18 protein-coding genes are annotated in these 26,456 nt (G+C 41.7%); 1 reads left to right on the forward strand and 17 read right to left on the reverse strand.

Annotated features, from left to right (window positions below):
- Positions 1-25: 25 nt before the first annotated feature.
- The 9 genes from QJ048_RS03060 to QJ048_RS03100 form a co-directional block, all read right to left on the reverse strand.
- Positions 26-1,054 (reverse strand): AI-2E family transporter, encoded by a 1,029-nt coding sequence (locus QJ048_RS03060; RefSeq protein ID WP_282332859.1) that lies wholly within the window; start codon positions 1,052-1,054, stop codon positions 26-28.
- 60 nt (positions 1,055-1,114) lie between these two features.
- A complete protein-coding gene (locus tag QJ048_RS03065; protein ID WP_282332860.1) occupies positions 1,115-1,600 on the reverse strand; it encodes a nuclear transport factor 2 family protein in 486 nt (161 codons plus the stop codon).
- A 23-nt stretch (positions 1,601-1,623) separates the two neighbouring features.
- Complete coding sequence (locus QJ048_RS03070; protein ID WP_282332861.1) at positions 1,624-2,307, reverse strand: uracil-DNA glycosylase family protein; 684 nt, start codon at positions 2,305-2,307, stop codon at positions 1,624-1,626.
- Positions 2,308-2,706: 399 nt separating this feature from the next.
- The gene (locus QJ048_RS03075; RefSeq protein WP_282332862.1) at positions 2,707-3,351 is read right to left on the reverse strand and encodes a response regulator transcription factor; all 645 of its coding nucleotides are present in this window, start codon (positions 3,349-3,351) and stop codon (positions 2,707-2,709) included.
- A 7-nt stretch (positions 3,352-3,358) separates the two neighbouring features.
- Positions 3,359-5,209 carry a PAS domain-containing sensor histidine kinase gene (locus QJ048_RS03080; protein ID WP_282332863.1) on the reverse strand — a complete coding sequence of 617 codons (1,851 nt, stop codon included), beginning with the start codon at positions 5,207-5,209 and terminating at the stop codon, positions 3,359-3,361.
- A 142-nt stretch (positions 5,210-5,351) separates the two neighbouring features.
- On the reverse strand, positions 5,352-6,719 hold the full coding sequence (locus QJ048_RS03085; RefSeq protein WP_282332864.1) for a peptidylprolyl isomerase: 1,368 nt from the start codon (positions 6,717-6,719) through the stop codon (positions 5,352-5,354).
- Positions 6,720-6,937: 218 nt separating this feature from the next.
- Positions 6,938-10,111, reverse strand: a complete 3,174-nt coding sequence (gene infB / locus QJ048_RS03090; protein WP_282332865.1) for a translation initiation factor IF-2 — start codon at positions 10,109-10,111, stop codon at positions 6,938-6,940.
- Positions 10,112-10,266: 155 nt separating this feature from the next.
- Positions 10,267-11,514, reverse strand: coding sequence for a transcription termination factor NusA (gene nusA, locus QJ048_RS03095; protein WP_282332866.1), 1,248 nt, complete (start codon positions 11,512-11,514; stop codon positions 10,267-10,269).
- A gap of 44 nt (positions 11,515-11,558) precedes the next feature.
- On the reverse strand, positions 11,559-12,029 hold the full coding sequence (locus QJ048_RS03100; protein WP_217791387.1) for an LSm family protein: 471 nt from the start codon (positions 12,027-12,029) through the stop codon (positions 11,559-11,561).
- Between the two features lie 247 nt (positions 12,030-12,276).
- Here QJ048_RS03100 and QJ048_RS03105 point away from each other — a divergent pair, with 247 nt between their 5' ends.
- Entirely contained in the window at positions 12,277-12,558 is a 282-nt protein-coding gene (locus QJ048_RS03105; RefSeq protein WP_282332867.1) for a DUF4834 family protein, read from the forward strand.
- A gap of 151 nt (positions 12,559-12,709) precedes the next feature.
- Here the strand turns inward: QJ048_RS03105 and QJ048_RS03110 are convergent, their stop codons facing one another.
- From QJ048_RS03110 to QJ048_RS03145, 8 genes are all read right to left on the reverse strand, one after another.
- Positions 12,710-13,330 carry an HAD family hydrolase gene (locus QJ048_RS03110; RefSeq protein WP_282332868.1) on the reverse strand — a complete coding sequence of 207 codons (621 nt, stop codon included), beginning with the start codon at positions 13,328-13,330 and terminating at the stop codon, positions 12,710-12,712.
- 229 nt (positions 13,331-13,559) lie between these two features.
- Entirely contained in the window at positions 13,560-15,848 is a 2,289-nt protein-coding gene (gene bglX, locus QJ048_RS03115) for a beta-glucosidase BglX (protein ID WP_282332869.1), read from the reverse strand.
- Positions 15,849-15,940: 92 nt separating this feature from the next.
- Positions 15,941-16,600: a GDSL-type esterase/lipase family protein gene (locus QJ048_RS03120; RefSeq protein WP_282332870.1), complete on the reverse strand. Its 660-nt coding sequence runs from the start codon at positions 16,598-16,600 to the stop codon at positions 15,941-15,943.
- 188 nt (positions 16,601-16,788) lie between these two features.
- Complete coding sequence (locus tag QJ048_RS03125) at positions 16,789-18,162, reverse strand: glucoamylase family protein (protein ID WP_282332871.1); 1,374 nt, start codon at positions 18,160-18,162, stop codon at positions 16,789-16,791.
- 267 nt (positions 18,163-18,429) lie between these two features.
- Positions 18,430-20,127 carry a glucoamylase family protein gene (locus QJ048_RS03130; RefSeq protein WP_282332872.1) on the reverse strand — a complete coding sequence of 566 codons (1,698 nt, stop codon included), beginning with the start codon at positions 20,125-20,127 and terminating at the stop codon, positions 18,430-18,432.
- 178 nt (positions 20,128-20,305) lie between these two features.
- Positions 20,306-21,241 (reverse strand): LamG domain-containing protein, encoded by a 936-nt coding sequence (locus QJ048_RS03135; protein ID WP_282332873.1) that lies wholly within the window; start codon positions 21,239-21,241, stop codon positions 20,306-20,308.
- Positions 21,242-21,277: 36 nt separating this feature from the next.
- Positions 21,278-22,864 (reverse strand): RagB/SusD family nutrient uptake outer membrane protein, encoded by a 1,587-nt coding sequence (locus tag QJ048_RS03140; RefSeq protein WP_282332874.1) that lies wholly within the window; start codon positions 22,862-22,864, stop codon positions 21,278-21,280.
- A gap of 23 nt (positions 22,865-22,887) precedes the next feature.
- Positions 22,888-26,301 (reverse strand): TonB-dependent receptor, encoded by a 3,414-nt coding sequence (locus tag QJ048_RS03145; RefSeq protein WP_282332875.1) that lies wholly within the window; start codon positions 26,299-26,301, stop codon positions 22,888-22,890.
- Between the last annotated feature and the right edge of the window lie 155 nt (positions 26,302-26,456).

Here is a 26,456-nt window from a genome sequence, read left to right on the forward strand (position 1 = left end):
AAAAACACATCAGCACTTTACATATCTAATTTTTAACCTCTTGAGAATCAACCAAATTGAATTCTATGCCATAAATTTTTATCAGTAAAAGGAACATGGAAATGAGCAGCGGACCGAAAATCAACCCAATAAACCCGAATAATGGCACTCCGATCAACACACCAAACACGGTTACTAGCGGGTGAACGTCACCTATTTTGCGCTGTAACCAGAAACGGAACACATTGTCGACCGTGCCAATAAAGCCGAAACCAAAGATCAACAGGGCTACTCCGCGCCAGGTTTCTCCGTTGGCAAAAAAGATTATTCCCAGCGGAACATAAGCCAATGCCGCCCCTAAAATCGGGATCATGGCTGTAAAACAGGTGATGCCGAACCACAAAAAAGGCTCTTTTACGCCTAAAATAAAATAACCGATTAACGCCACCGTACCCTGCAAAAGGGCTATCAACGGAATCCCAACCGCGTTGCTTATCACCATATTATGGATTTCTTTGCGCAGCAACTGAATATTGGCGGGTTTTAACGGAAAAAACTCATTAAACCATTTCTCCATCTTATCCCCGCTTACCAGCATAAAATAGAGAATGAAGTACATCATTATAATGGTGGTAAGCGTGCTGAAGGTGGCTCCCAATAATGCCGGTAACTCTTTCATTATCAGGTCGCTCAACTTTTGAATATTCTCATCATTGAGAATTTCATATCCGAGCCTTTTTTCGAGGTCGTTTATAAATGTTTTCAGGGATAGGGTTATTTCATCGGAGTGTTGTATTAAATAAATCACTTTCGACGAAAGCATGTTAACCATGAAGTAAATAGGTAACATGATAATGAGAAAAGACAACAACATCAATACAGCAGCTGCCAATCCTTTTTTCCAGCCTCTTTTACAAAGGCGAAACATCCATTTGCGTAGCAATACATAAAAAGTAAGTGCTCCCAGAAACGCCGGAATAAAACTTTGCAGTTCCCTGAAAAGTATCCAGCCCAAAACAACCAACACTCCAATAAAAAAAAACTGTTTTACTTTTTCAGGTGGTAATGTATTCATGCTGAACGAGTTTTAGGAAAGATAAGAAAGTTTGCGGCATCGCTTATACATGATCGATTTTTAATGCAAGCTTACCACACGCTTTATCAACCACTTGTTATTAACGTTTTGCCAAAAAATAATAAACTTAGATGGCTCCGACGTAGAGTTTTCGACGCCATTGTGGAACTTATGCAAACCCATTTCTACCGCGCCGTAGTTGTTGATTGCATACACTTTTATGCTTCCTTTTACCAGTTCACGGCTAACCCTGTTACCGCAAACGTACTTTTTGGTATCTGCCAGAATTTGTGCCTTATCTGTCATCAAGCCGCCTTTATCATGGTAAAACTCCATAGTGTCGCTATACATTGCCGCCTGCACATCGATATTGCAACTGTTGTAGGCATTGAAAAAAACACTGTCAAGATGCGCAATGGTATCAAACAGCGCTTGTGATTGCGGTTTGTATACGTAATTATAATGTGGCGATTTTTTTGGGGAGCTGCAGGAAATCGCAAAAATTATCATTGCAGCGATAGTCAAACAAGTTTTAAAGAAGCTCATAGAATTTCGTTTAGAATGAAAAACTAAGTTTCAAGCTCCGCGAGCGCATCCAGGTATTTCTGTACAAACTCCGTTTGGGTTTTTCGTTTGTACTGCATAATGAATCTTGGATGCGGCAGTTTTATTATTTCTTTGAAGAAATGATGTTCGTTATTTAGTTCATTGAAAAAAGCAAAGTTCTTTTCGCCAAGGCAAATACATTTGTTACGGTTTGTCTGCATCATTTTGATCTGCTTCTGCATATTATCAATTGCAAACGGTTTAATGGCTTCTTTCAGATCCACGTCATCATAATAGTTGAGGTTGACGCCATTTTTTACAAAGCCAAGTGGCGATACAGAAGCGAGATAAAATTTTTTATAAAATGCTGCGCACCCTCCATAAGCGTCTATTACTTCGTACACAAACTCGGCAGAAAGTTCGGTTTGCATTTTGAAAGAATTAGGAATCTGACAGTTTTCGGTCAGTTGTTTTGGCGCTGTAAAATTAATGCCTGTCACTCCGGCACCAAACCTGCCAGGGTTGATGCCTATGATAAAATGTCTTTTTTCGTTGTCATTAAAGTAGCGGGTAAAAAATATTTCGATTACCTTTTTTACCTCAGGTAATTGGTGAGGGAACAACACTTCTATGCTTTCGTGTAGCCCTAACGGTGATGATAGGTTGAAAAAGAAGTTTGTTATTTTGTTTACTCTACTAATTTGCAAGACTTTGGCTTGATTGTTGCGACCCGTGGTCGCGTGAAAAATCAGTATAAATATAGTAAACAAAAAACCGGTCATCGAAGACAACCGGCTATTTAGAGATATGCTGATTAAAATAAAAAACCCCCGTAGTCTTCATAGGCTTGGGGGGTGTTCCAACAGGATTACTGAAAAAGGATTTTTCGGATATGGACCTTGGATTTGGACTTTTAAAGGATAATGGATATGTTTTTCATAATCGTTGGATCTTTGGACTTTTATTATAATTAGGATTTCAAGATCGAAAGTGCTAGTTTATTCTAACTTTTGCAACTCATTCACAAACAAATTCACAGGTTTAATTGTATTATTCACACTCATATAAGTGTAAACCCTTACCATTTGTGCAATCGGTCGTAAACTTTAGTTCAGGTAATTCCCCGTATTGTTGATAAAATTCACCAACGCTGCAGTGTTTTTCAGACGCAGCTTTTTTAAAATATTGTGCCTGTGAACTTCAACTGTTTTTAAAGAAATGTCAAGTGTATCTGCAATTTCTTTCGAAGAATCTCCTTGTTTGATGAAGTTAATAATTTGAACCTCACGCTCGGTAAGTGAATGGATGTTTGGTTCTTCGTTTTTTTCATCAAGCATTTGATGAGAAATGATGTTCTTTATTTCATCGCAGATGTACTTATTGCCTTTATACACTTCTATAATCGCTTTGAACATTTCTTCTCTTGAAGAGTTTTTGGTTACATAACCGGTCGCGCCTACTTGCAGCATCTTCTTTGCATATGCCGGCTGTGAATGCATGGAAACCCCGATGATCTTTGAAGCCGGAGACAATTTTCTGATCTTTTCTGTTGCTTCAAATCCCGTGAATGGCATCATATTAATGTCCATCAAAACAATGTTCGGCCTTTTCAGCTTTGCCATTTCTACAGCACTTAGCGCATCGCCACATTCCGCCACCACTTCAAATCGAGTGTCGCTGTTCAGGATATAACTCCAGGTTTCTCTGATCAGTTTGTGGTCGTCCGCAATCAAAATAGTTAGTTTAGTCATAGGGATTTTAATTGTTTAGAGGTATAGTTACTATAAGAGTACATCCTTCACCGGGTGAAGAATCGATCTTTACCGTTCCGTTAAAAATTTCGGCGCGGCTGATAATGTTTGATAAGCCGACTCCTTTCTTAATATTTTCTTTGCTAAAACCTTTTCCATCGTCTGTAATCTGTAGCTGGAAATAATTTTCTTCCTTGGAGAAAACAACTGCAAGGTTTTTTGCTTCTGCATGACGCATCACATTGTTTACCTGTTCCTGTACAATGCGGAACAGCATCAACTGTTGGTTTTGCGGTATCTGTGCATCAAGGTCCTTTTCTGCGTTAAAAATTGCGTTGATCTTGCCAGACATTTTTATGTTTGAAACAAGGTCGTTGATGGATTCGGAAAGTCCCAAATCACCAATACTAGGCGGAACAAGTGATCGCGAAATATTTCTTATTTCATTGATCGCATGATGAATATGATCTGCGCTTCTTTTTATCAGCATCATTCGCTCCTGCCCATTCACCTTTGCCACTTCAAGAAAAAGTTTCGCAGTGGAAAGTATCTGGTTGATATTATCATGGAGCTCTTTTCCTATCTCGGCCCTTTCTTTTTCCTGTGCTCCTACTACTGCCTGCGCCACCAATTTTTGCTTGTCAAGCTCTTCTTTTATTATTTTTTTCTGTCTTCTTTTCTGATCCGTTATATCTTCCATGCTTCCTACCATCCGCATGGCCTTTTTATTTTCATCGAAAATGATGTATCCTTTATCAACTACAGAAACGAATTTTCCATCACTTCTCTTAAAACGGTACTCGCCTCTCCAAAGTTCCCTGGAGCCCGATTCTATAAATTCATCAATACTTTGGGTTACTCTATCTTTTTCCGAAGGATGGATATGTGATTCCCAAAAATCAAACCTGCTCTCAATATAACCTTGTGTATAACCAAACTGCGTGTAAAAGCCATCTCCCCAATACAAAACCTGGGTTTTAAAATCATAATCCCAGATCGCACTCTTGGTGGCTTTTGCAGCCAGTTTAAAACGCTGATTAGATCTTATGAGTTCCGCTTCTTTTTTGCGGACCTCTTTTTCGGCAATCTTTATAGCAGTTACATCGTTACTGATAACAATGATTGATTCTATGATCCCATTTTCGTCGTATTCAGGTGCGAGAACGGTGAGAAAATGAAATGTTTGATCAGGAGTGGGAATCGAAATGGTGATGGTTTCTGTAGTTCCTTGTTTAAAAACCTTATCGGCTGTTTCCAGGAAAAGAGGCAGATCTCTATTGTGTTTGTTTATGTCAATGACATTTTTTCCAATGAGATCTGTAACACTTTTCTTAAGGACCTTTTCAAATGTCTTATTAATGTAGGTGTAATCTAGATCGCGATTGATACGTTGAATGATGCTCGGCGCGTTATCCGCCAGCGTACGGAAGTCATGTTCTTTTTTTACCCCCGGCGTTAACGCTATGCAGGCGTCATTATTCTCACATGCAGCTTTAATGTCCTTGCAGTCAGTGATTGTCATCAACAAACAAGTCTGGTCATGATATGTTACATGCGAGACGACAAACGTAACGTCGATCAGAATGCCATTTTTTTTCCTATGTGTGCGTGTAACTTTTTCGCTTGAGTTGGCTGTAAAGATTTTGAACTCCTGGTAAAAGGAGGCAAAATTCAGATCAATATCGTAAAGTGATCGTTCCAGTAATTCTTCTTTGCTGAATTCGTAGCTGGAGATGGCTGCAGTGTTGGCCACAAGGATAGATAAATCGTCCATTGCCAATATAAGCATAGGCAATGGATTGCTGATAAACAGCTCATTAAGCATGTTAGCTCCTGATTTAGGCTCTGTTGTGGTCATGTTGGTTGCCAAATCTTTGGAATTTTTATTTTCACAAAAGATTTGGTTAATGGTTTGAAACCTATTATAACTACAAATATTAAAAAAAAGTGCCTTGAAATCTCAAGGCACTCAAATATTTATTTTTATTAAGTGTTTTTACTTATTTGTCTGCGGTTGCGTTCTGATACCACGGTTTCAACTCCGGGCAATTTTTGAATTCGTCATCCAGCATAATGTAGAAAGTAGGCAGTTTGCTATTGAACCATTTTTCCATGGCCTCGTCTTTCTTTTCTTCGATTGCCTTATCTGCCATTTTGTTGTAGTCATCTTTCAAATTGGCTCTATGTGGTTCTGTACGTGTTTTCAGGAAAATTAATCGTACAATTTTTTTACCTGTTTGATCTGTTGTAACGATCGGTTTAGAATACTCACCCGCTTTCAGGTTTTTAAGTTCAAGCACCACATCTTTATCTAACTGGTCGATGGTTAAGAAGGTGCTGTTATCCTGACCCAAATGCATACCTGCAGTGAATTTTGCGTTTTCGTCATCGGTATATCTTGATACCGCTTCACCGAAACCGATTTTACCGCCAACAAGTTGTGTACGAATTGAATCCAACAGTTTTACTGCATCGTTTAACTCATCATCGGTAATTTGAGGGATCTTCAGGATGTGACGAACAACAGCGTCATCTCCATTCCTGCTCACCATTTGAATGATATGATAACCAAACTTTGACTTGAAAACAGGAGAGATTTGGCCATCTTTCAAGCGGAAAGCCGCGTTCAGAAATGCCGGATCCCACTGTTTTTCATTACGGTTAATATTATACATACCGCCGGTGTTTTTACTTCCGGGATCATCAGTATACAAACTTGCCAGTGTTTCGAATTTCTTTTGACCAGCTTCTACTTGCTTCTTATAGTCGTTCAACTCTTCCATTGCATATTTCTCCAGATCGCGGTTTGCTTTTGGATATTTTACAATTTCACCTACTTCAACTTCTGTTTCGTAGAACGGTAGCTGGTCCTTCGGGATTTTATCGTAAAATGCTTTCACTTCAACCGGAGTAATCTTGATGGACTCTACGATCTTGTCGCGCATTTTCCTTGCTAATTCTTTCTCTTTAAAAGATTGGCGGAAATCATCTTTAATCTGATAAACAGTTCTACCGGCGATTTGCTCCAATGCTTCTTTTGAACCGTACTGCGCGATAAACTCGCGGATCTGGTTTTCAAGTTTTGCATCAATATCTTCATCAGAAACAACGATAGAGTCTTTTTCAGCCTGCAAAACCATTGCCTTTTGTGCAAGGATCTGCTGCATCAAAATACATTCTGCGTTGTCTGGCAATTGCTGCCCTCTTCTTTTAGCGTCGAGTATAGAGTTGGTAACATCGGATTGGAGAACGATCTTGTCACCAACGATCCCAACAATTTGGTCAGCAACAACTTTGTGGTTTTGTGCCTGCACGAAGCCTAAACCTCCAATGCATGCTAACCCTGTTATAAGAAAAGCTTTTTTCATTTGGTATTTGTTTTACTCATCGGTCTTTCGACGATATAGTAACTACTTCAAAAGTATCTATTGAAATATTTCGTAATGCTGTTATTCGCTCTTTTAACAAATGTTTATTGTAAAAAAGAAAAAGTCAAAACTCAAAAGTCAAATATGTTGCTTTCAAACAACCGAAGATTTCCTTCCTTTTTTGACTTTTAAATTTTGACTTTTGAATGTATAAGATCTTATAACGTACGTTTAACTTCTTCTACTTCTATTGCTACGATGGTATCGCCCACCTGGATATCAGCGAAGCCTTTAACTGTAAGACCGCACTCGGTATTGTTTGCAACCTCTTTCACGTCGTCTTTGTAACGTTTCAAGCTTCCAAGCTCTGCAAAACCACCTTCTTGTCTTGGATAGATCAATACACCATCGCGGAACAAGCGGATTTTGCTGTCGCGTTTGATTTTACCATCGGTAACCAAACAACCCGCAACTGTAGCTTTGTCAAACTTGTACACTTCACGTACTTCAACAGTGGCAACCTCTTTCTCCTGAATCTTCGGTTCAAGCATACCTTCCATCGCACTCTTAACTTCATCGATGATGTTATAGATGATAGAGTATGTTTTGATTTCCACACCTTCGTTTTCTGCCAGTCTGGATGCCTGAGTAGATGCACGAACGTTAAAGCCCACCACGATCGCATCGGAAGCTGTTGCCAGCAATACATCGCTTTCTGTGATCTGACCTACCGCTTTGTGTACCACTCTTACCGCAACTTCTTCTGTAGAAAGTTTTTGTAGTGAGTCACTCAACGCCTCTACTGAACCATCCACGTCACCTTTGATGATGAGGTTAAGTTCTTTAAAGTTACCAAGAGCCAAACGACGACCGATTTCATCCAGTGTAATATGTTTCTTGGTTCTGATGCCTTGTTCACGTAAGATTTGGGCTCTGCGTGTTGCTACTTCTTTTGCTTCGCTTTCATCATCAAACACTTTGAATTTTTCACCGGCTTGTGGCGCACCATTCAATCCTAAGATCAATACTGGTGTTGATGGTGGAGCAACGTCTTCGCGTTTGTTACGTTCGTTGAACATTGCTTTTACGCGACCATAGTTTTGGCCAGATACTACAAGATCACCTTGTCTTAAGGTACCGTTGTGTACCAGCACTGTGGCAACGTATCCACGGCCTTTATCCAAAGTTGCCTCGATGATCGTACCAGTAGCTTCCCTGTTTGGATTAGCCTTCAATTCAAGCAATTCTGCTTCAAGAAGAATTTTTTCCAACAGCTGGTCTACGTTCAGTCCTTTTTTGGCACTCAGTTCCTGGCTTTGGTATTTACCGCCCCATGATTCTACCAGCAAGTTCATACCCGCCAGTTGCTCATATATTTTTTGAGAGTTGGCTCCGTCTTTATCGATTTTGTTGATCGCAAAGATCATCGGTACACCTGCAGCTTGTGCGTGGCTGATGGCCTCTTTTGTCTGAGGCATCACCGCATCATCCGCAGCAATTACGATAACCGCGATATCGGTAGCTTTCGCACCACGGGCACGCATCGCTGTAAACGCTTCGTGACCTGGTGTATCAAGGAAAGTAATTTGTTTACCGTTTGGTAAATCTACCTGGTACGCACCAATGTGCTGTGTGATACCACCGGACTCACCCGCAACCACGTTTGCGCTACGGATGTAGTCAAGCAAAGAGGTTTTACCGTGGTCAACGTGACCCATGATGGTAACAATTGGAGAGCGGGGTTGCAGATCCTCCGGAGAGTCTACTACTTCTTCCTCTTCCATTTCAGCGGCATCGTCGATACCGATAAATTCAACGTCGTATCCGAATTCGCTTGCTACAAGCTCAATAACCTCTGCATCCAGACGCTGGTTGATGGACACCATCATACCAAGTCCCATACATTTTCCGATTACCTCTGCATAGCTCACATCCATCAAACTTGCCAATTCACTTACGCTGATAAATTCGGTAACCTGCAGTTTGTTATCCTGCATGTTTTCTGCACCGGACAGTTCAGCTTGTTCCTGGCGTTTTTCACGACGGTATTTTGCTTTCAGGCTCTTACCACGTCCACTTGAACCGGCAAGTTTTGCCTGAGTCTGACGGATTTTATCCTGAATTTCTTTCTGGTTGATTTCTTTATCTTCTCTTCTGATCGGAGGTCTGTTTTGGCCAGGACCACTTCTTTGTGGGTGCTGACCAGGACCGCCCGGACCTCTTCTGTCGTTTCCACGGAATCCACCGCCTTGACCACCCTGATGACCGCCTTGTCTGTTGCCTTGACCACCTTGTTGTTGGTTAGGTCCGCCAAACTGAGGTCTTGGTCTGTTAAACTGACCTTGACCTTGTCCACCCTGATGATGACCGCCACCATGCTGCTGACCCGGATGTCCACCTTGCTGTGGAGGTCTTTGCTGTGGCTGATCGCCTTTTTTGTCGATAGGAATACGTTTTCTTTTACGTTTCTCATCGCTGGGCTTAGGACGGGTATTGCTGTCTATTGGCAATTGAATTTTACCTAATACTTTAGGGCCTTCCAATTTTTCGGCTTTGATGTTTTCGATTACCGGTCCTTCTGATCCACCGTCATCTTCAACCACCGGTTTTTGTTCTGCAACCGGAGCTTTTTCCTGAACAGGTTCTTCAACCGGTGCAGGTTTTGCTTCTTCTTTTGCAGGTTTTACTTCAGGAGCTTTTTCTTCTACTTTCGGCTCTTCTTGTCGCGCTGTTACTTCCGGTTGTTTTACAACTTCCGGCTCAGCGACCTGTGGTTCAGCTTTAGCAACTACAGGTTCTGCTTCTTCGTCTTCTTTCTTTTTGACAACCTTTTTAGGCCTCGTAGAAGAGTCGATAGCAGACAGATCAATTTTTGCAAGAACCTTAGGTCCTTCAATTTCGGGAGCATTCACCTTCACTACATCAGGCTGCTCTTTTTTCTCCGGTTGCTGCTCGGCAACAACAGGTGCTGGTGCGGGCGCAGTCGGAGCCGGCTCGTGATGCTCTACAACTACAGGAGCAGGAGGAGCAACAACTGGTTCTATTATTTTTGGCTGCTCAACAGGCGGTTGTTCTGCAACGGGAGGTTGCGGAACTGCCGCTGGCACTACTTTCTTAACTTCTTTTTTGAATGCTATTTCTTCTTCTTCTTTCTTCCTCTTTGCATCAGTATTTCCTTTGGGAAGGTCAATCTGATCACTCTTAATTTTGGCAACCTTATCGCCCTGAAACTCTTGCTGGAGCGAACGATACATGTCTTCCGATAATTTGGAAGTGGGTTTTAAATCATCACGGTCAAATCCTTTTCCAGCCAAAAATTCCACAAGGGTTTCTTTACCGATGTTAAACTCTTTAGCCGCCGCCATCAATCTTGGTGTTAATGTTTCTGCCATTCGTATTTTTTATTGTCCATTGCCGCACTTTCTGGCTGACAATTTGTAAAGTTCGTTTTTTTGTTGTAGAATATTGATTAAATATTTCCCCGGAACTAATGCAGAAGGAATCTAAGAATGCAAAGAAACAGAAGTTTTAATAAATCTTCATATGATTATTCTTTTTCAAATTCAGATTCCAAAACTTTCTTCACTTCTTCAATAGTTTCTTTTTCCAGGTCGGTTCTTCTTTCAAGTTCCTCTACTGTAAGATCCAAAACGCTACGTGCGGTATCACAGCCTATGCGTTTCAGCTCATCAATGATCCATGTTTCAATTTCATCGGAGAACTCGCTCAGATCGATATCAAACTCTTCTACCTCACCCTCGTTATCTCTGTACACGTCAATTGACAAACCTGTCAACTCCTGTGCCAGCTTGATGTTCACACCTTTACGACCGATTGCCAGAGAAACCTGGTCTGGTTTTAAATAAACATTCGCCTGATTCTTGTCCTGGTCAATTTCCATGTTAGTTATCTTGGCCGGCGTTAATGAACGCTGTACCAGCAACTGCAGGTTACTTGTCCAGTTGATTACGTCTATGTTTTCATTCTTTAATTCTCTTACGATACCGTGGATACGGCTACCCTTCATACCAACGCAGGCTCCTACAGGGTCAATTCTGTCATCATAGCTTTCTACAGCTACTTTTGCACGCTCGCCTGGTTCGCGTACGATTTTCTTAATAACAATCAGGCCATCAAAAATTTCGGGAACTTCTATTTCCAGCAATTTAGCCAAAAATGATGGGCTAGTGCGGGAAAGTATGATTACCGGAGTGTTATTTTTAAGGTCTACTCTTTTTACTACTGCGCGGATGTTTTCGCCCTTTTTGAAATAATCCTGCGGTATTTGTTCGCTCTTTGGAAGGATCAGCTCACTGCCATCTTCATCCAAAAGCAAGATTTCTTTTTTCCAAACCTGGTAAACTTCTGCGCTGATAATTTCGCCTACTCTGTCGTTGTATTTTTTTACCAGTGCGTTTTTCTTAAGATCACCGATACGGCTTGCAAGTGTTTGTTTAGCGGCCAGGATAGCACGACGACCGAAGTCCAATATTTCCACTTCTTCGTAAAGCTCTTCTCCCACTTCATAGTCAGGAGATATTTTCAAGGCATAACTATGTGAAACTTCTTCGTTAGGATCATTCACATCATCATCTTCCATGATCATCCTGCGGCGTACAATTTCAAGGTCACCTTTGTCAGCGTTTACAATTACGTCAAAGTTCTCATCGCTGCCATATTTTTTACGAAGCAGGGTCTTGAATACGTCTTCAACAACTTTCATCATCGTAGGACGGTCAATGCTCTCTGCATCTTTAAAATCCTGGAACGCTTCAATTAAATTTATACTTGCCATAGCTTTGAAAATTTAAGTTTCCTAATGGTCAGTCCATTAGCGATTTAAAAAACTACTTGAATTTTTGTTGTTTTAATGTTGTTAAATGCAAGAGCATGAATTACCTGCTCTTTTTTCTTGTTTTTTCCTTTGGTTTCTTCCAAAAGCAGATCGTTCTCATTCACTGCCAGCAACTTACCTTCCAGTTTTGTTCCGTCGTTAAAAGTAACTTCCACCTGTCTGCCAATGTTCTTTTGATACTGGCGACGCAATTTCAATGGTTCATCAAGGCCGGGTGAAGATACTTCCAGGGAAAAATCGCCTTCGGGAAAAAGCGCTGCCTCTTCAATGAGTTTGTACAATTTACGATTGAAGAACACACATCTTTCTATTGAAATGCCCGCATCCGCATCCAGAAATACCTTTATATTATTGGTTGGTTTGATGCGAACTTCCACTAAAAAAACGCTTGGATCCTCTTGTAACAGTCCTTCCATCATCTGCGTGATGGGATTTAATTTTTCTTCGTTTGCCATACTGTAAAGAAGAAGGGAACGGTGTCCGTTCCCTTCATTTGATTCTTTTTCCGAATGCAAATGTAAGTAGGGAGAGTGTTAATTCCAAATAATATATAAATGCTGAAGGCCAAACGCTTAATGCATAACGCAAACTGCCCTGAACATTAAGCGTTAGGCGTTTAGCATTGGGCGTTTTAGCCTTTTGACATTACTTTTACATAATCGTTAACAGGCGAAATTTGAGAGAACCTTACCTTTACACATTATGATTATCGAATTTATATTTTGGGCAATCGGCCTATACATACTATACAAACTGGTTTTTGATTTCATCATTCCTGTAGCACGTACTACTCAGACTGTACGCAAACAATTCAGAACGATGCAGGAACAAATGAACGGCCAGGGAGGCGGTTTTAATGAGTATTACAATCAGACGAGCTCAAGTCAGGCTTCAGAAAACCATTCTGGATTTTCCGTAAGCGAGCGCCATACAAAACCAAGTGGCAATAAGGAGGACTATATTGATTTTGAGGAGGTGAAGTAAAGTTTTGAGTGGTGAGTATTGAGTATGAGTGTTTGCTGATATGCAGTTGGTCATTCGCTCACTAACAACTTTTTGCTTCGATTCTTATTAAAAACTTCGGTTCATAATTTTTGAGTACTAAGTTTAGGAACCCATACTCAGAACTCACAACTCATAACCCTTTTTTCTTTACCAGCTCAATTACATTTTCGGGCGCCTGCAAATGCCAACCATCAATACCTGCTTGTTTTGCCGCTTCTACATTTGGCAATGTATCGTCTATAAAAACACTTTCTTCTGCCACGATTCCTGCATCAATGAGAATGTATTCAAATGCTGATACGTTGGGCTTTCTCTGGCCAATTATGTGAGAGTAATAGGCTTTTTCAAAAAGTGAATCAAATTGATGAGCAAACTCTTTTACAAATGTTTCCTGGAAGGAATCGTAGTGAATAGCATTTGTATTGCTGAATAAAAATAATCTGTATTTCTTCTTTAACTCCTGCAGCAGTTCAATTCTTTCTTTTGGAAAATCGAGTAACATGGCATTCCATGCTCCGGCAATTGCTTCGTTGGTTACGCGCAATCCTGTTGTGGCCCTGAATTCATCGTAGAAAACTTCACTTGGCACATCTCCTGTTTCTAGCGTTTTGAATAAAGGATTAGCATGTGTTTGAGTAAAATAATCGTTGAAGTTGGCTACTCCCAAGTCCTGGAATGCCTTTGCTGTTTTGCCAAAATCAAGATTCAATAACACTCCGCCAAGATCGAAGATGATGTTTTTGATTGCCATGCCATGTTGTTTGCGGGCAAAGATATGGCACACAGATGACACGGATTAGGGGGATTTACACGGATTTTTTGTTTGCACGCAGATGACGCTGATTTAGCAGATGTACACTGATCATTGTGTATAAAAAAAAGAATAACTGAATGATAGAAACTGACTGGTTTGCCAAAACATAAACCCTCAGTCATTCAGTTATTCAATTATTAAATCAGCGTCATCTGCGTGCTCACGCCTACTGCACCAGCTTAAAGCTTGCGTCTTTCACGTCGCGGCTGTTTGTGCCTATGAATACTTTGAAGTCGCCGGGCTCTGCAACGCGTTTTAAATCGGAGTTATAGAATTTAAGATCTTCAACACTGATGGTGAAATCTACTTTTTTAGATTCACCGGCTTTCAATGTTACTTGCTGATAGCCTTTCAATTCTTTAACCGGTCTTGTTATTGTTCCTACCAGATCGCGGATGTACAACTGCACGGTTTCTGTTCCATCAAATTTTCCACTATTGGTTACCGTTACAGAGGCTGTTATTTTCTGGTCTTGCTTCATGGCAGGCGAACTGAGAGTTACGTTGCTGTAAGTAAACGAAGTATAGCTCAACCCGTATCCAAAAGGATACAACGGATCGTTTGACACATCAAGATAATTCGATCTGAATTTTCCTGTACCCACTCCACTATACGGACGACCGGTGTTTTTGTGATTATAGTAGATTGGAATTTGTCCAACGTTTCTAGGGAAGCTCATTGTTAATTTACCGGAAGGATTATAGTTGCCAAACAATACATCTGCAATGGCATTGCCGGCCTCTGTTCCGGAGAACCATGCGTCAAGAATTGCATCAGCATTTTGATCTTCCCAGGTTAATGTCATTGGCCTTCCGTTCAAAAGAACAATCACAATTGGCTTACCTGTTTTCTTTAATTCTTCCAATAATCTTTTCTGACTTTTTTGTAATCCGATGTCAGACATACTGGATGCCTCTCCGGTCATATCCGCGGCCTCGCCGAGCACCGTTACGACTACATCTGCTTTATTTGCCGTTGCTATTGCTTCGTCGATCATCTGCTGGAGTGAACGAGCGTCGATTTCTATTTCTTTTCCAAATGCATTTACTTTTTTTGCAAACATGGTGTCGTCTGAAATATTACAACCTCTTGCATACAGAATATTGGCGTCGTTTCCTGCGACATTTTTCAAGCCTTGCAAAACAGGAATGCTTTTTTCAGGATCGCCGGATACGCTCCAGGTGCCGAGCATGTTTCGTTTGTTATCTGCCAGCGGCCCGATTAACGCAATGGTTTTACCTTTTTGCAATGGCAAAACATTATTGTTGTTTTTTAACAATACCATTGATTTTGTTGCAAACTCACGAGCCGCAGCACGGTTCGCGTCTGTAAGGATCGCAGAATTGAATCTTTGCTCATTGCAATAACGGTAGGGATCATCGAAGAGACCAAGTTTGTATTTTGCCTCCAGCACTCTCTTACACGCCTCGTTGATCTGTGCTATTGTTACTTTTCCTTCTTTCAAAGATTTTTGAAGAGTGGTTAGAAAACCTTCTCCCACCATATCCATATCGATTCCCGCTTTCAGCGCCTCCGCAGATACGCGTTGCAGGTCGCCTAAACCATGATCGATCATTTCATTGATAGCAGTGTAATCTGTAACTACAAAACCTTTGAAGCCCCACTGTTTGCGCAGCAAATCCGTCATCAGCCATTTGTTTGCCGTAGCGGGCACGCCATCAACTTCGTTGAAGGACGACATCACGCTGCTAACGCCGGCATCTACAGCAGCTTTGTAAGGAGGTAAATAATATTCATACATTTTGATGCGGCTCATGTCGGTTGTATTGTAATCACGACCTGCTTCCGCGGCACCGTATAATGCAAAGTGCTTTACACAAGCCATCACTTTTGTTGGATCTGAATAGCCGTTGCCCTGATAGCCTTTTACCATTGCTGTGGCAACTTTGCAACCGAGATAAGTATCTTCACCAGAACCCTCGGATACGCGCCCCCAACGCGGATCACGGGCGATGTCCACCATTGGGGAATAGACCCAGCTTAAGCCATCGGCTGTTGCTTCGGATGCAGCAATGCTTGCACTTTTTTCAATCATGTCCATGTTCCATGAACATGACAAACCGAGAGGTATGGGAAAAATGGTCCTGTGACCATGAATAACATCAAGGCCAAATATTAATGGAATATGAAGCCTCGAATTGTTGACGGCTATTTCCTGTGCTTTTCTGATCTTATCGGGACCAGTGATTCCAAACAATGATCCCACTTGTCCGTTGCGGATCTTATTGTCAACATCTTTACTGACAACAGAGCCGGTTACCGTTCCGCCGGGTGTTACAAGATTTAGCTGGCCAATCTTTTCTTCCACGGTCATCTTTTGCATGAGACTGTTTACGAATGCGTTCATCTTTGCATCCTGCGTATTTGTTTTTGTCTGGCCCTGTGAAACGTGCATTGCAATCGAACAGGCACCAATCATCAAAAGTTTCTTCATCTTGTCTGTTATTTATTTGTACAGACGGATAATTATCCGTCTCCGATAATAGGCGTATTAACATCATTGCAAAGACGGATTATCATCCGTCTCTACTTTTTCAAAACCGGTTGTATTTCTTTCTGCCAAATGGCATAACCTTTTGCATTCATGTGCAACTGATCTTCTATAAAAATGTTGCTCATAATACTGCCATCAGCGTTGAGCATTTTATGGTAAACATCAACGAACGCAGTATTTTTTTGTTTGCTCAAAAACGATTTTATCTCCTCATTTACTTCCTGCATTTTGGGCATTAGCTTTTTCCTGCTGGGGCTCGGTTTGATAGAAACATACACAATTGAAGTATTTGGCAATTTTGCACGAAGTATCTGAAATAAGCTTTTGAACCTGTTTGCTACTGTTGCAGCAGTGATGGTATCAGAAGAGGCAAGATCATTGTCGCCGCAATACACGACCACTTGTTTTGGATGATATGGAAAAACGATATCGTTTACATATCCGGTTACTTCGGGCAATGTGCTACCGCCAAAACCGCGATTGATAATTTTGTAATCAGGAAAATAATTTTGAACGTCGTGCCATTTTGTAAAGGAAGAACTGCCGATAAACAAAATGGCCTGTTGTGGCGGAGGATTAATACTGTCTTGTTTCTTAAATACCTGTATGTCGTTCCAGAAAGCTTTTTGTTGTGCAAACAAACCTATAGTGCAAAACAATAATGTTGTAATGAGAACTGCGATTTTTTTCATCGTGCTGTCTTTTGGTAGTTCGCTAAGTTATCGAAATTGATATTTGGGTGTGCTGGATTTGCGCGTTGACGTTGAATTGACGTAGGGAAATTGGCACACAGATGACACGGATTAAACTGATTTACACGGATTTTTTGAGAGCGAATGCCATTCACCACACATCATTTTCAACTTTCAACTTTCAATTTTCAATTCGTTTTCGGACTTTCAATGCCCAGCTTCTTCAACCCTCTTTGTATTTCGGGGCAGCTCATGAACAGGTTCCACAGCAATCCGGACCTGTAGTTTTCTATCATCACAATTATAGGGCCCTGATCAATGGCGAGGTGCGATGTTGCGTACCAACTTTCACTTTCGTTAAAGGCATCTACAAAACCGTATTCGCTCCATATTTTATCGCCGAGGTCGTAGTAAAAATGTTTTAGTGCCTGCATGGAATATTCCGGTGTGTAGGGAAATGCGGAAAGAGCCGCAGTTGGCGCAATGGTGCCGTGATCATTGGTTGGCGAACTTGCATCGTAACCATTGTATGTGTCGCTGGCAGTTAACCCCCAGCAGTTTGCTCCGTAACCTTTGAAACTATTTGGGTTGCGCACACAATGTTCATGATTGATCAATGTGTGATTTCTATTTTGCTCCCAATAGTCTGCGTATTTATCTTTCAATCCGCGTGGATCAAGACCAACAAATGAATAGTGTGAGAAGAACAACGGGCCACCGTAATCAAAACCAAGCGGCAATTTTATGCCGTAAAATTCTTTACCATTTTTAAAGAAATCGCTTTGCGCCCATCCGCGATGGTACACGGCAGATGATACAGGATAGCGGTCTGCTGATGCAGCCAATACATACACAACCATGCATTCATTAAATCCCCGCAAAGGGAAATTCATTACCCATCCATTGTTTGGACTCCAGTGCCAATACAGCACTTCCTGTCCCTCGCGGGTGAACCAGCTCCATTCTATTTCGCCCCACATCCAGTTGATGCGGTCGCGAATCTCGCGTTCCATTTGATTGTCTTTATCGAAATATTGTCTTGCGCATAAAAGCCCCTCAAAAAGAAACGAGGTTTCTACCAGATCTGCACCGTCATCCTTTCTCCCGAAACGTATGGTTTTACCTGTTGCGCCATCCAGCCAGTGTGGGAACGCTCCATGATAAGCATCTGCTTTCCATAAAAATTTTACGATCTTGTTCATGCGTTCTGCAGCTTGCTCCCGAGTGATCCATCCGCGACTTGCACCAACAATAATTGACATAATACCAAAACCGCTTCCACCGGTTGTCACCACTTCATCGCCATAATCGAATGAGCGATTGCTCCGCTCTCTCGCAAGACCGCTTACCGGATGTCCAAAATCCCAGAAGTAACGAAAGGTCTGCTTCTGCACAAGATCAAGCAATGCAGAGTCTGATAAATTCTTCGGTCGTTTTGTCGGATCAAAAACTCCGGATGTATTTTCCTTTTGTTTCTTCTGGGCAAAAGTGGCGGTGCAACTAAATGCGATCAGCAAAAGACTTAGGCAAACCGCATGTCTCATAATATTTCTTTGTGTCATAATACAGATATGATGTGAGCACTCTAATTCCTATTTCCTAATTCCTAATTCAATGCCGTTTAGTTAAGGTGTTTGAAAAAACAAAAGCCTCTCTCTTGTCATCCCGAGGAACGAGGGATCTGAGCCTAACACCAATGAACACTATGCGTAAACAATCACGCAGATCCCTCCTTCGTCGGGATGACAAGCAGTCTTTCTTTTCTAGGCATAGCAACCAAGTAATTGAAAAGTTGCTTAACTAAACGACATTGAATTTCTATTTTCTAATTATAAACGGGGGCTTTGAAAGCCCAATGATATCATTCCTGTTTTTATTTCCGGGCAACTCATGAACAGGTTCCACAACAATCCGGTTCTATAGTTTTCAATCATCACAACCTGCGGTCCCTGGTCTATTGCCAGAAAAGAATCTGCAAACCATGCATCTTCTAAATTGAACGCATCCACAAAGCCGTAGTCCTTCCACAACTTGTCACCGAGTGTATAATAGAAAAATTTGATTGCTGCCATGGATTGATTTGGCGCATAAGGTAATGAAGAAACGGCTGCTGTTGGCGAAATCGTTCCGTTATCATTGGTTGGGCTATGTGCAAGATAGCCTTGCCTTCCGTCGTCGCTTGCCGTTAATCCCCAACACTGACTGCTGTAACCAAAATAGTTGGCAGCATTGGAGATGCAATATTGATTATTGATCAGCGTGTGATTGATAGTTTGTGTTTGATAGTTAGCATAAGCATCGGTGAGGCCGTTTGGATTGATTCCTAAAAAAGAATAGTGTGCAAAAAACAAGGGGCCGCCCCAATCAGGGCCTAACGGCAATTGATACCCCAAAAATGTTTTGCCATTTCTCATATTACCGTTTTGCGCCCAGCCATTGTCGTATACAACTTTAGGAACAGTGTGGGTGGGCGAAGAGGCTGCCAGAACATAGGTCATCAAAGCCTCGTTCCAACCGGAAACTCTCAAACCAATGTCCCAATTATAATTTGGGCTCCAATGCCAGTATAGTACATTTTCCGGACCACTGCCCACATCTTTTCTGAACCAGCTCCAGTCTACCGCCTTCCACAAACTATCGATGTCTTTTCTAAGCTGCGTTTCTGTGGTGGAAGATTGATTATAGTATTGTCGTGCAGTCAGCAAGCCTTGCATTAAGAAAGATGTTTCTACTAAATCGGCGCCATTATCCTTGTCGCTGAACGGTTGCACTTTGCCGGTAGCTCCGTTGAGCCAGTGTGGAAATGCCCCGTGGAAACTGTCTGCTGTTTTAAGAAACGAAACAATTTTTTGGGTTTGGGAAACGGCGTCCGTTCTAGAAACAAAACTTCTATTGGCTGCAGCAATGGTTGCCATTACGCCAAATCCCGTTCCTCCTGTTGTCACCACATCGCCGGATGTATTTCTCTCTCGTGCCATTCCACTTACCGGATGAGCAAAATCCCAGAAGTATTTAAAGGTTTGTTTTTGTACAACATCGAGTAGTGCGCTATCTGAAATGCGGGGAAACTTATCTGTGCTGTCAATAGCAGTAAGAATATTCACGTTGGCTTCTGCATCAAGCTTTGTACCTTTTTGCGAAGTAAGATTAGTGTTCACAGTAAGTTTGTACAAAGAAATATTTTGCAAAGCATTTTTCACCTTCACTTCTACAATATTGCTATCGGTTGGCGTTGGGTTATTGAATGTTAACGGAACTGTTGCACCGTTTTTATCACGAATAAAAATGTTGGTAGCGGTAGTTGTCATGTCTACCGGCGCACTGAAAACAAGCATTATAGGCGGTGTTGTTTTCACATTTTTACATTTAAATCCATTGGAGGCGTGCTGGCCGTCAACGGTTATGTTATTAAGATGAAAAACCTCCGGCACTGGTGGTTCGGGAGGCGGCGTTGAATCATTGTTTTTTGAGCAACAGAGTAAGACGTACAACATTATCAATAAGCCGGTATAAGCTTTAGCTGACATAATGTGAATAAGGTTTGTTCAGTAAGGTAAGATGAACCTCTTTTTAGATTACTGTTAATAAAAGCCTTCGACATATTGGCGTTTCTGATTTAGCAGAAACAACCAATATGTCTTGACTCTTTTTTCTCATGTGTGTAAAATACGAGGGCAAGCTTTGCTGTTACACAAAGCAAGATCTTTATAAACCTAATTTTTCAAGTTTGAATAGTGCGGTTACTTCTTTTGCCGTAAGCGCTCTGTTAAAAATCCTAAATTCATCTATGGCACCTAAGAAACTATTTGCCCATGATTGGGCTCCTGCGCCATCAGTCAGTGATGGATAGGTTTGAAAATGCCATGTTCCTACCACCATTTTCGTTGCATTCTTAAATTTGAGTGGCCCATATGCTGCATTAGGATTGATTGCCGGATCGTCGCCATGTAATGTGGGCGTTGTTGATGGCTGGTTGCCTGCAGAGTTTATAACTTGCAACTGGTTATTGGCATAAATCCTCAAGGCAGAAGTCGCTCCGTCATAAGTTACAGCAATGTGCACCCATTTACCTATCCCATTTGCAATTTTAGTATCGGTAAACTGACCTTTCCAGGCCGCCGCATTGTCGTTGTTCATGTGTACTTTAAAAAACAGGGTGGTGTTGTCTGCTCCGTAGTTTTCCTGGTATATGTCAAGGTTGCCCCAGAAATCATCCGTTCTGTTGATAGCGAAAATTCCGCGTGCCTGATTGTTTGTAGGTCCTGCTTTTAACCACATTGAAATGGTGTAAGATTTCAGTCCCAGAATTGCAGATCCAGGACTCCCGTATACTGCATAAGCGCCATCTTTACCTTGATAGGCTTGCCCAAATCCGGACCTTCCTGTGGCATATCCTATAGCAGTGTCTTTTGTAGATGTAATATTTGCGATGCTGTCTTTCAGCACACCTTCGAAGCTCCATTTTGCTATGATAGCATCTTTGGCAACATCGTTGGATACATTATAGTCTCCAATTGGCGGTGGTGGAGATGGTTTGAAATCATCGCCGTAATCAACTTTTGTACAAGCTGCGAGAAGTATTAATGCAAACAACATAGTTGCTATCGCAGTTGATGAAAATATTTTGAATATGCTTTTCATGGTAATTCTTTTTTTAAAATGCACGAATAAAAACTGTTAGTTGTATCCCTGGTTCTGTTTCAATTTTCCACCGCTCAGGTCAATCTGATTTTGAGGAATGGGGAACACTTCATTTTTATTGGCCGTAAATCCTAACGGACCAAACACCTGCACGCCGCGTCCCTGGCGCACCACATCGAAGAATCTGTCGCATTCCATTGCAAGTTCTACACGGCGTTCTTTCCAAATGTTATTGATGGTTGCAGGAACAGATGCAAGCCCTGCTCTGTGCCTGATGGAATCCAGTGCCACTTGTGCATCTGCAGTTTTGCCTGTTTGCACTGCGGCCTCTGCATATATCAACAAGACATCTGCAAAACGCATCAGCCTAATGTTTTTAGGTTTATCATCTTTGTCGGTTGGGCCGTTACATGCGACCGTTTCAGCTACTGGACTGTGATATGCTTTGTAATTGTATCTGTCGTTTTGAACAGAATCCTTTGTTGGAATTCTGAACCCGTCAAAAAGTACTGTTCCTGCATTTGTCCCCCCGGTTGGTTGTACGAAAATGATGGTTGCGGTTTTGCGTGTATCATTTGCCTCATACGCATTTGCCAGATCGGCGGAAGGAGTATTTAAACCGAATCCAAGATCTCCGGTATAGGTGAAAGTAGGAAACTTATTTTCCCAACCACCGCTACCTCCGGCCCTCGGCCCCTGTCCGTTGCTGTATAGTTTGCTAATGGCATCGCAGGCATTGTTCTTCGCGGCCTGCACCTCAAACATAGATTCGCTGTTATTATTTCCGCCTACTCCATGATCTGGTTTTTCTCTCCAAACCGCTGCATAGTAAGGATATGGCACAAGTGAAAACTTACCGGAGTTCATGATATCCTTTGTAAGATCATATGCTTTTTGATAGTCTTTTTTATAGAGATAAACTTTGGCAAGATAGGCTTCCGCTGTGCCTTTGTTTACGCGACCCTCTGTTGCGCCTGGGCCTCCGCGAAGAGGAAGATGGTCAACGGCAAATTGAAGATCGGCAATGATTGCTGCGTAAACGCTGTCTACAGATTTCTTCACAACAAACTCATCGTTGTTTTGGTCGGCAATTGTTGGAGCCCTTAATATTAAAGGAACGCCGCCAAACAATCTTACAAGGTTAAAGTAGAAATAACCACGCAGAAATCTTGTTTCACCAATCAATCTGTTTTTTATTGTTTCATCAAAAGTAGCAGTGTTCAACACGGACAGCGCCTGATTAGTACGGGCGATTGCAGTATAGTGCCCGTTCCACAAATTATTGAGATAGGCAACGTTTGCATCTACTGTAAAGTTGTCCATCTTGCCTGCAGTTTCCTGCTGGTCAGATGGAGAGCTTCCTTTGTCAGCGTCATCCGATGCAATGTCTACGGTAAGATTCATTTCGAGGCCCACAGTTGTACTTCCGAAACCGCCAAAGTATAACGCATTGTATGCGCCCAACACAAGGTTGGATGCTGCGTTTGGATCTTTACTAACTTCTTCTTTTGTTTGCTGACCCTGCGCAGGCACGTCCAGGAAGTTTTTGTTGCAGCCGGCGATGATGCAGGCAACACTTGCAACGGCTATTATAAAAAGGAGAAAAATATTTTTAGTCTTCATGACAATAAGTTTTAAGTGATCAGTTAAAAACCAAGATTGAGGCCAAATACCCAGGTACGTATTGTTGGATATGTGTTTACATCCACACCTGCATTTGTGATACCGAGATTCGATTGATTTGTTGCGCTCAACGGATCGCCTTTTAATGAACTTGCCTGGGCTGTTACAGAAGAAAACTCAGGTGTAAATCCTTTATACTTTGTGAATGTTGCCAGGTTTTGTGCGGCAACATATACGCGAAGTTTTGTGATTTTTGCTTGTTCCAATGACTTTGCAGGCAAAGTGTATCCTATTGTAAGGTTATTGATTCTAAAGAAGCTGCCATTCTCAACAAAGTAAGTAGAGGCAGGCATTTGAGTGATTGATGCACGTGGTTCAGCGTTTGTTTTATTGGTAACGGTCCATCTGTTTGTTACAACATCTGATTCCATATTTTCCAACTGGTTCGCATTATCTCTTAATGCTTTTTTAGCATTGTAGATCTTTCCTCCGGAAGTTCCGTAAGTTCCTATGCTTAGATCAAAGCTTTTATATGTTACTCCACCATTGATACCATAAATTATCTTAGGTTGATAGGAACCTACCAGCACTCTGTCAGCTGCAGAAATGGTACCGTCGCCGTTAGTGTCCTGGTATTTAAAATCACCGGGCACTGCATTGGGTTGAATTACTTTACCATCCTTGTTTTTGTATCCGTCAATTTCTGCCTGGCTCTGGAACACACCCATTACCTGCAACACATTGTAACTGGCAATTGGCTGGCCGCTTGGTGACAGTGTCACAAATCCCTGGCCGGCTATATCTCCATCTGACAATGCCTGACCACCTGAAAGACCGGCCACTTCGTTGTGGTTAAATGCAACGTTGGCGTTTATGTTATAGCTCCATTCTTTACCGGCTTTGTCGGCCCAGTTCAAGCCAAGTTCTATACCCTTATTTAGTATCGAAGCGGCGTTGGTAAGAATCTTGTTGTCTTGATCACCCAGCGCGCCGTTTGGAACTATGTTGATCAACGCGTCGTTAACTTTTTTGTGGTATAGATCGATAGTACCTGTTAAGCGTTTATCAAGTACGGAGAAGTCTACGCCCAAATCAATTTCTTCTGTTTCTTCCCATTTTAAATTTGGGTCGACGACGTTGGTGAATGCTATGCCATTACCAAGGTACCCATACTGAAGATTAGATGTAGCGAGGTCAAGGAAGGCAGCAGATGGAATATTATCATTACCTACTTTACCCCAGCTCGCTCTCAACTTTAAGTAATCAAATGTTTTTTGATCCTTCATGAAGTCTTCTGAAGAAATATTCCAACCCACACCTACTGAAGGAAAATATCCCCATCTGTTGTAGGAAGGGAAACGGGAACTACCATCTGCACGCAATGTAGCCGTAATGAGATATTTGTCTTTGTAATCGTAATTCAATCTTCCGATATATGAGTTGCGTGACCATTTATCTCCCGAACCATTGTTCTTTTGTGTGCTGTCCAAACCTGTATTAAGATACCACTGACTTTGTTGTGCAGGCACGCCCTGTCTGTAACCATACAAGCGATTGAAGTTGAATTTTTCAGCTGTTGTACCTACCATCAGTCTAAAGTTGTGATCACCAAACTTTTTGGCTGCGGTTAGGGTATTGTCCCATATCCATCTGTTGGCATCGTTCTTTGTCATGGCGAGTGTGCTCACTGCCTGTTCCTGATTACCTCCTGTTTGGATGAAGATGGTACTGTCGGCATTGTATTGATATTTGTATTGTGTATTCTTATAGAAGTCAAGATCCACTCCAAGGTTTGAATTAAATGTCAACCACTTTGTGATCTTGTATTCCAGTGTAGCAGCACCCTGGAAGCGGCTGTCATTTCCCCGGTTATAATTTTTGTCTATATCAAGCACAGGGTTACCCACGTTTTGGAAAGCAGATGTATTACCGTACTTTCCATTTACCATTGGCGGGATAAGCGGTGTAGCTCTGTAAGCGTTACCAGAAGCAGAGCTAAGATCAACGTCGTCCAGCACACCATTGCTGAAAGAAATAAGTGTTGTTAATCTTAATTTATTGCTGATCTTGTATTCATTATTTGAACGCAGTGTAAATCTCTTGAAGTTGTTATTTTTTACAATGCCGTTGTCAATTAAATAACCTGCACTTAAGAAATAGTTAATCTTATCGCTACCTCCGGAGATGGATAAGTTATTATTTTGTTGCAGTGCCTGGCGCAAGATAGCATCGTACCAGTCTGTGTTGTAGCCATTTTTCAATAATGTGGTATCAACAAGATCATCTGTACTTCCATAATATCTGCTGGCTTCATTAATGTAACCTGTGTACTGTTTTGAACCAGCCATGTTTACCAGGTGTGCGGCTTCTTTTACACCTACAGTACCATCGTAGCTGATCTGCATTTTTCCTGAGCGGCCTTTTTTAGTTGTAATGATGATCACACCGTTTGCGGCACGCACACCATATATAGCGGTTGAAGATGCGTCTTTCAAAACATCCATCGTAACGATGTCTGCGTTGTTGATATTAGTAATATCATCTGTAATAACACCATCAACAACATACAACGGATTGGCTCCCGCCAACATAGAACCCGTACCTCTTATACGCACTGCGGGATTTGAATTTGGCGCACCAGAACTAATGATCTGCACGCCGGCTGCTTTACCTTGCAATGCCTGTGTTGCGGTTAACACCGGCTGACTTGCAAGATCAGCTCCTTTGATGCTGGCAACAGCACCGGTGAGGTCTCTTCTTCTTGCTGTACCATATCCAACTACTACCACCTGGTCAAGTTCGCGGTTAGATGGTTGCAGGACCACATTCAAAACTACTTTGCCCGCTACAGGTACTTCCAATGTTTCAAAACCAACAGAGCTGAACACGAGTACATCTGTTTCCAATACATTGTTAAGTGAAAAATTTCCGTTTACATCCGTGGCCGTTCCGGTTGCTTTGCCTTTTACCTGGACAGAAACGCCGAGCAAAGGCGAACCTCCCTGTGAAGAGGTTACCGTTCCCGTTACTCTTATGTTAGGCGCTGGAACATCTGCAGCCACTTCTGCGCCGGAGCCTTCTTTAAGTACGATAAGATTGTTGTCGAGTATTTTGTAATCAATATGTGTATTGGCAAATATTTTGTGCAACACTGATTTGACGTCTTCGTTTGCGGCTACAATACTTACAGCCGGCGTATTTGCAACGACAGTTTCATTGTAGAGAAATCTGAAACTGCTCTTTTTTTCAATTGTGCTAAGCACTTTTTTTAAGGAAACTGACTGCAGGTCGAGCGATACTTTTTCCTGCGAAAAGCCTCCTGCGGAAACGTGCAGGCAGGCAAATATCATTATTGCAATCGTTAATTTCATAACACGGGTAATCTTGGAATAGGCGCATTTTTCCCAAAAAACGTTTGGGTGTTGTTTTTTTTTCATTACTTTCCATTTGAAAGGTTAAGTCAATAGCAATCCGCATCAACGAGGTTTGCTTTTTCGTCGCTGAAAATGTCTGAGCCTTTTGGCGGGGAATGCTGCAACATTTCCCGTTTTTTATGCTTAGTGTTCTAAGAAGAATTTTGGAGGGTTTTCAT

The sequence above is a fragment of the Pinibacter soli genome (assembly GCF_029961145.1).
Lineage (GTDB): Bacteria > Bacteroidota > Bacteroidia > Chitinophagales > Chitinophagaceae > Pinibacter > Pinibacter soli.

Coding starts and splice junctions, on each gene's coding strand:
- QJ048_RS03075 (WP_282332862.1), bottom strand. CDS start 3,351: ATGACTAAACTAACTATTTTGATTGCGGACGACCACAAACTGATCAGA.
- QJ048_RS03105 (WP_282332867.1), top strand. CDS start 12,277: ATGATTATCGAATTTATATTTTGGGCAATCGGCCTATACATACTATAC.
- QJ048_RS03145 (WP_282332875.1), bottom strand. CDS start 26,301: ATGAAAAAAAAACAACACCCAAACGTTTTTTGGGAAAAATGCGCCTAT.
- QJ048_RS03060 (WP_282332859.1), bottom strand. CDS start 1,054: ATGAATACATTACCACCTGAAAAAGTAAAACAGTTTTTTTTTATTGGA.
- bglX (WP_282332869.1), bottom strand. CDS start 15,848: ATGAAGAAACTTTTGATGATTGGTGCCTGTTCGATTGCAATGCACGTT.
- QJ048_RS03135 (WP_282332873.1), bottom strand. CDS start 21,241: ATGAAAAGCATATTCAAAATATTTTCATCAACTGCGATAGCAACTATG.
- infB (WP_282332865.1), bottom strand. CDS start 10,111: ATGGCAGAAACATTAACACCAAGATTGATGGCGGCGGCTAAAGAGTTT.
- QJ048_RS03110 (WP_282332868.1), bottom strand. CDS start 13,330: ATGGCAATCAAAAACATCATCTTCGATCTTGGCGGAGTGTTATTGAAT.
- QJ048_RS03120 (WP_282332870.1), bottom strand. CDS start 16,600: ATGAAAAAAATCGCAGTTCTCATTACAACATTATTGTTTTGCACTATA.
- QJ048_RS03130 (WP_282332872.1), bottom strand. CDS start 20,127: ATGTCAGCTAAAGCTTATACCGGCTTATTGATAATGTTGTACGTCTTA.
- QJ048_RS03125 (WP_282332871.1), bottom strand. CDS start 18,162: ATGACACAAAGAAATATTATGAGACATGCGGTTTGCCTAAGTCTTTTG.
- QJ048_RS03140 (WP_282332874.1), bottom strand. CDS start 22,864: ATGAAGACTAAAAATATTTTTCTCCTTTTTATAATAGCCGTTGCAAGT.
- QJ048_RS03065 (WP_282332860.1), bottom strand. CDS start 1,600: ATGAGCTTCTTTAAAACTTGTTTGACTATCGCTGCAATGATAATTTTT.
- nusA (WP_282332866.1), bottom strand. CDS start 11,514: ATGGCAAGTATAAATTTAATTGAAGCGTTCCAGGATTTTAAAGATGCA.
- QJ048_RS03085 (WP_282332864.1), bottom strand. CDS start 6,719: ATGAAAAAAGCTTTTCTTATAACAGGGTTAGCATGCATTGGAGGTTTA.
- QJ048_RS03080 (WP_282332863.1), bottom strand. CDS start 5,209: ATGACCACAACAGAGCCTAAATCAGGAGCTAACATGCTTAATGAGCTG.
- QJ048_RS03100 (WP_217791387.1), bottom strand. CDS start 12,029: ATGGCAAACGAAGAAAAATTAAATCCCATCACGCAGATGATGGAAGGA.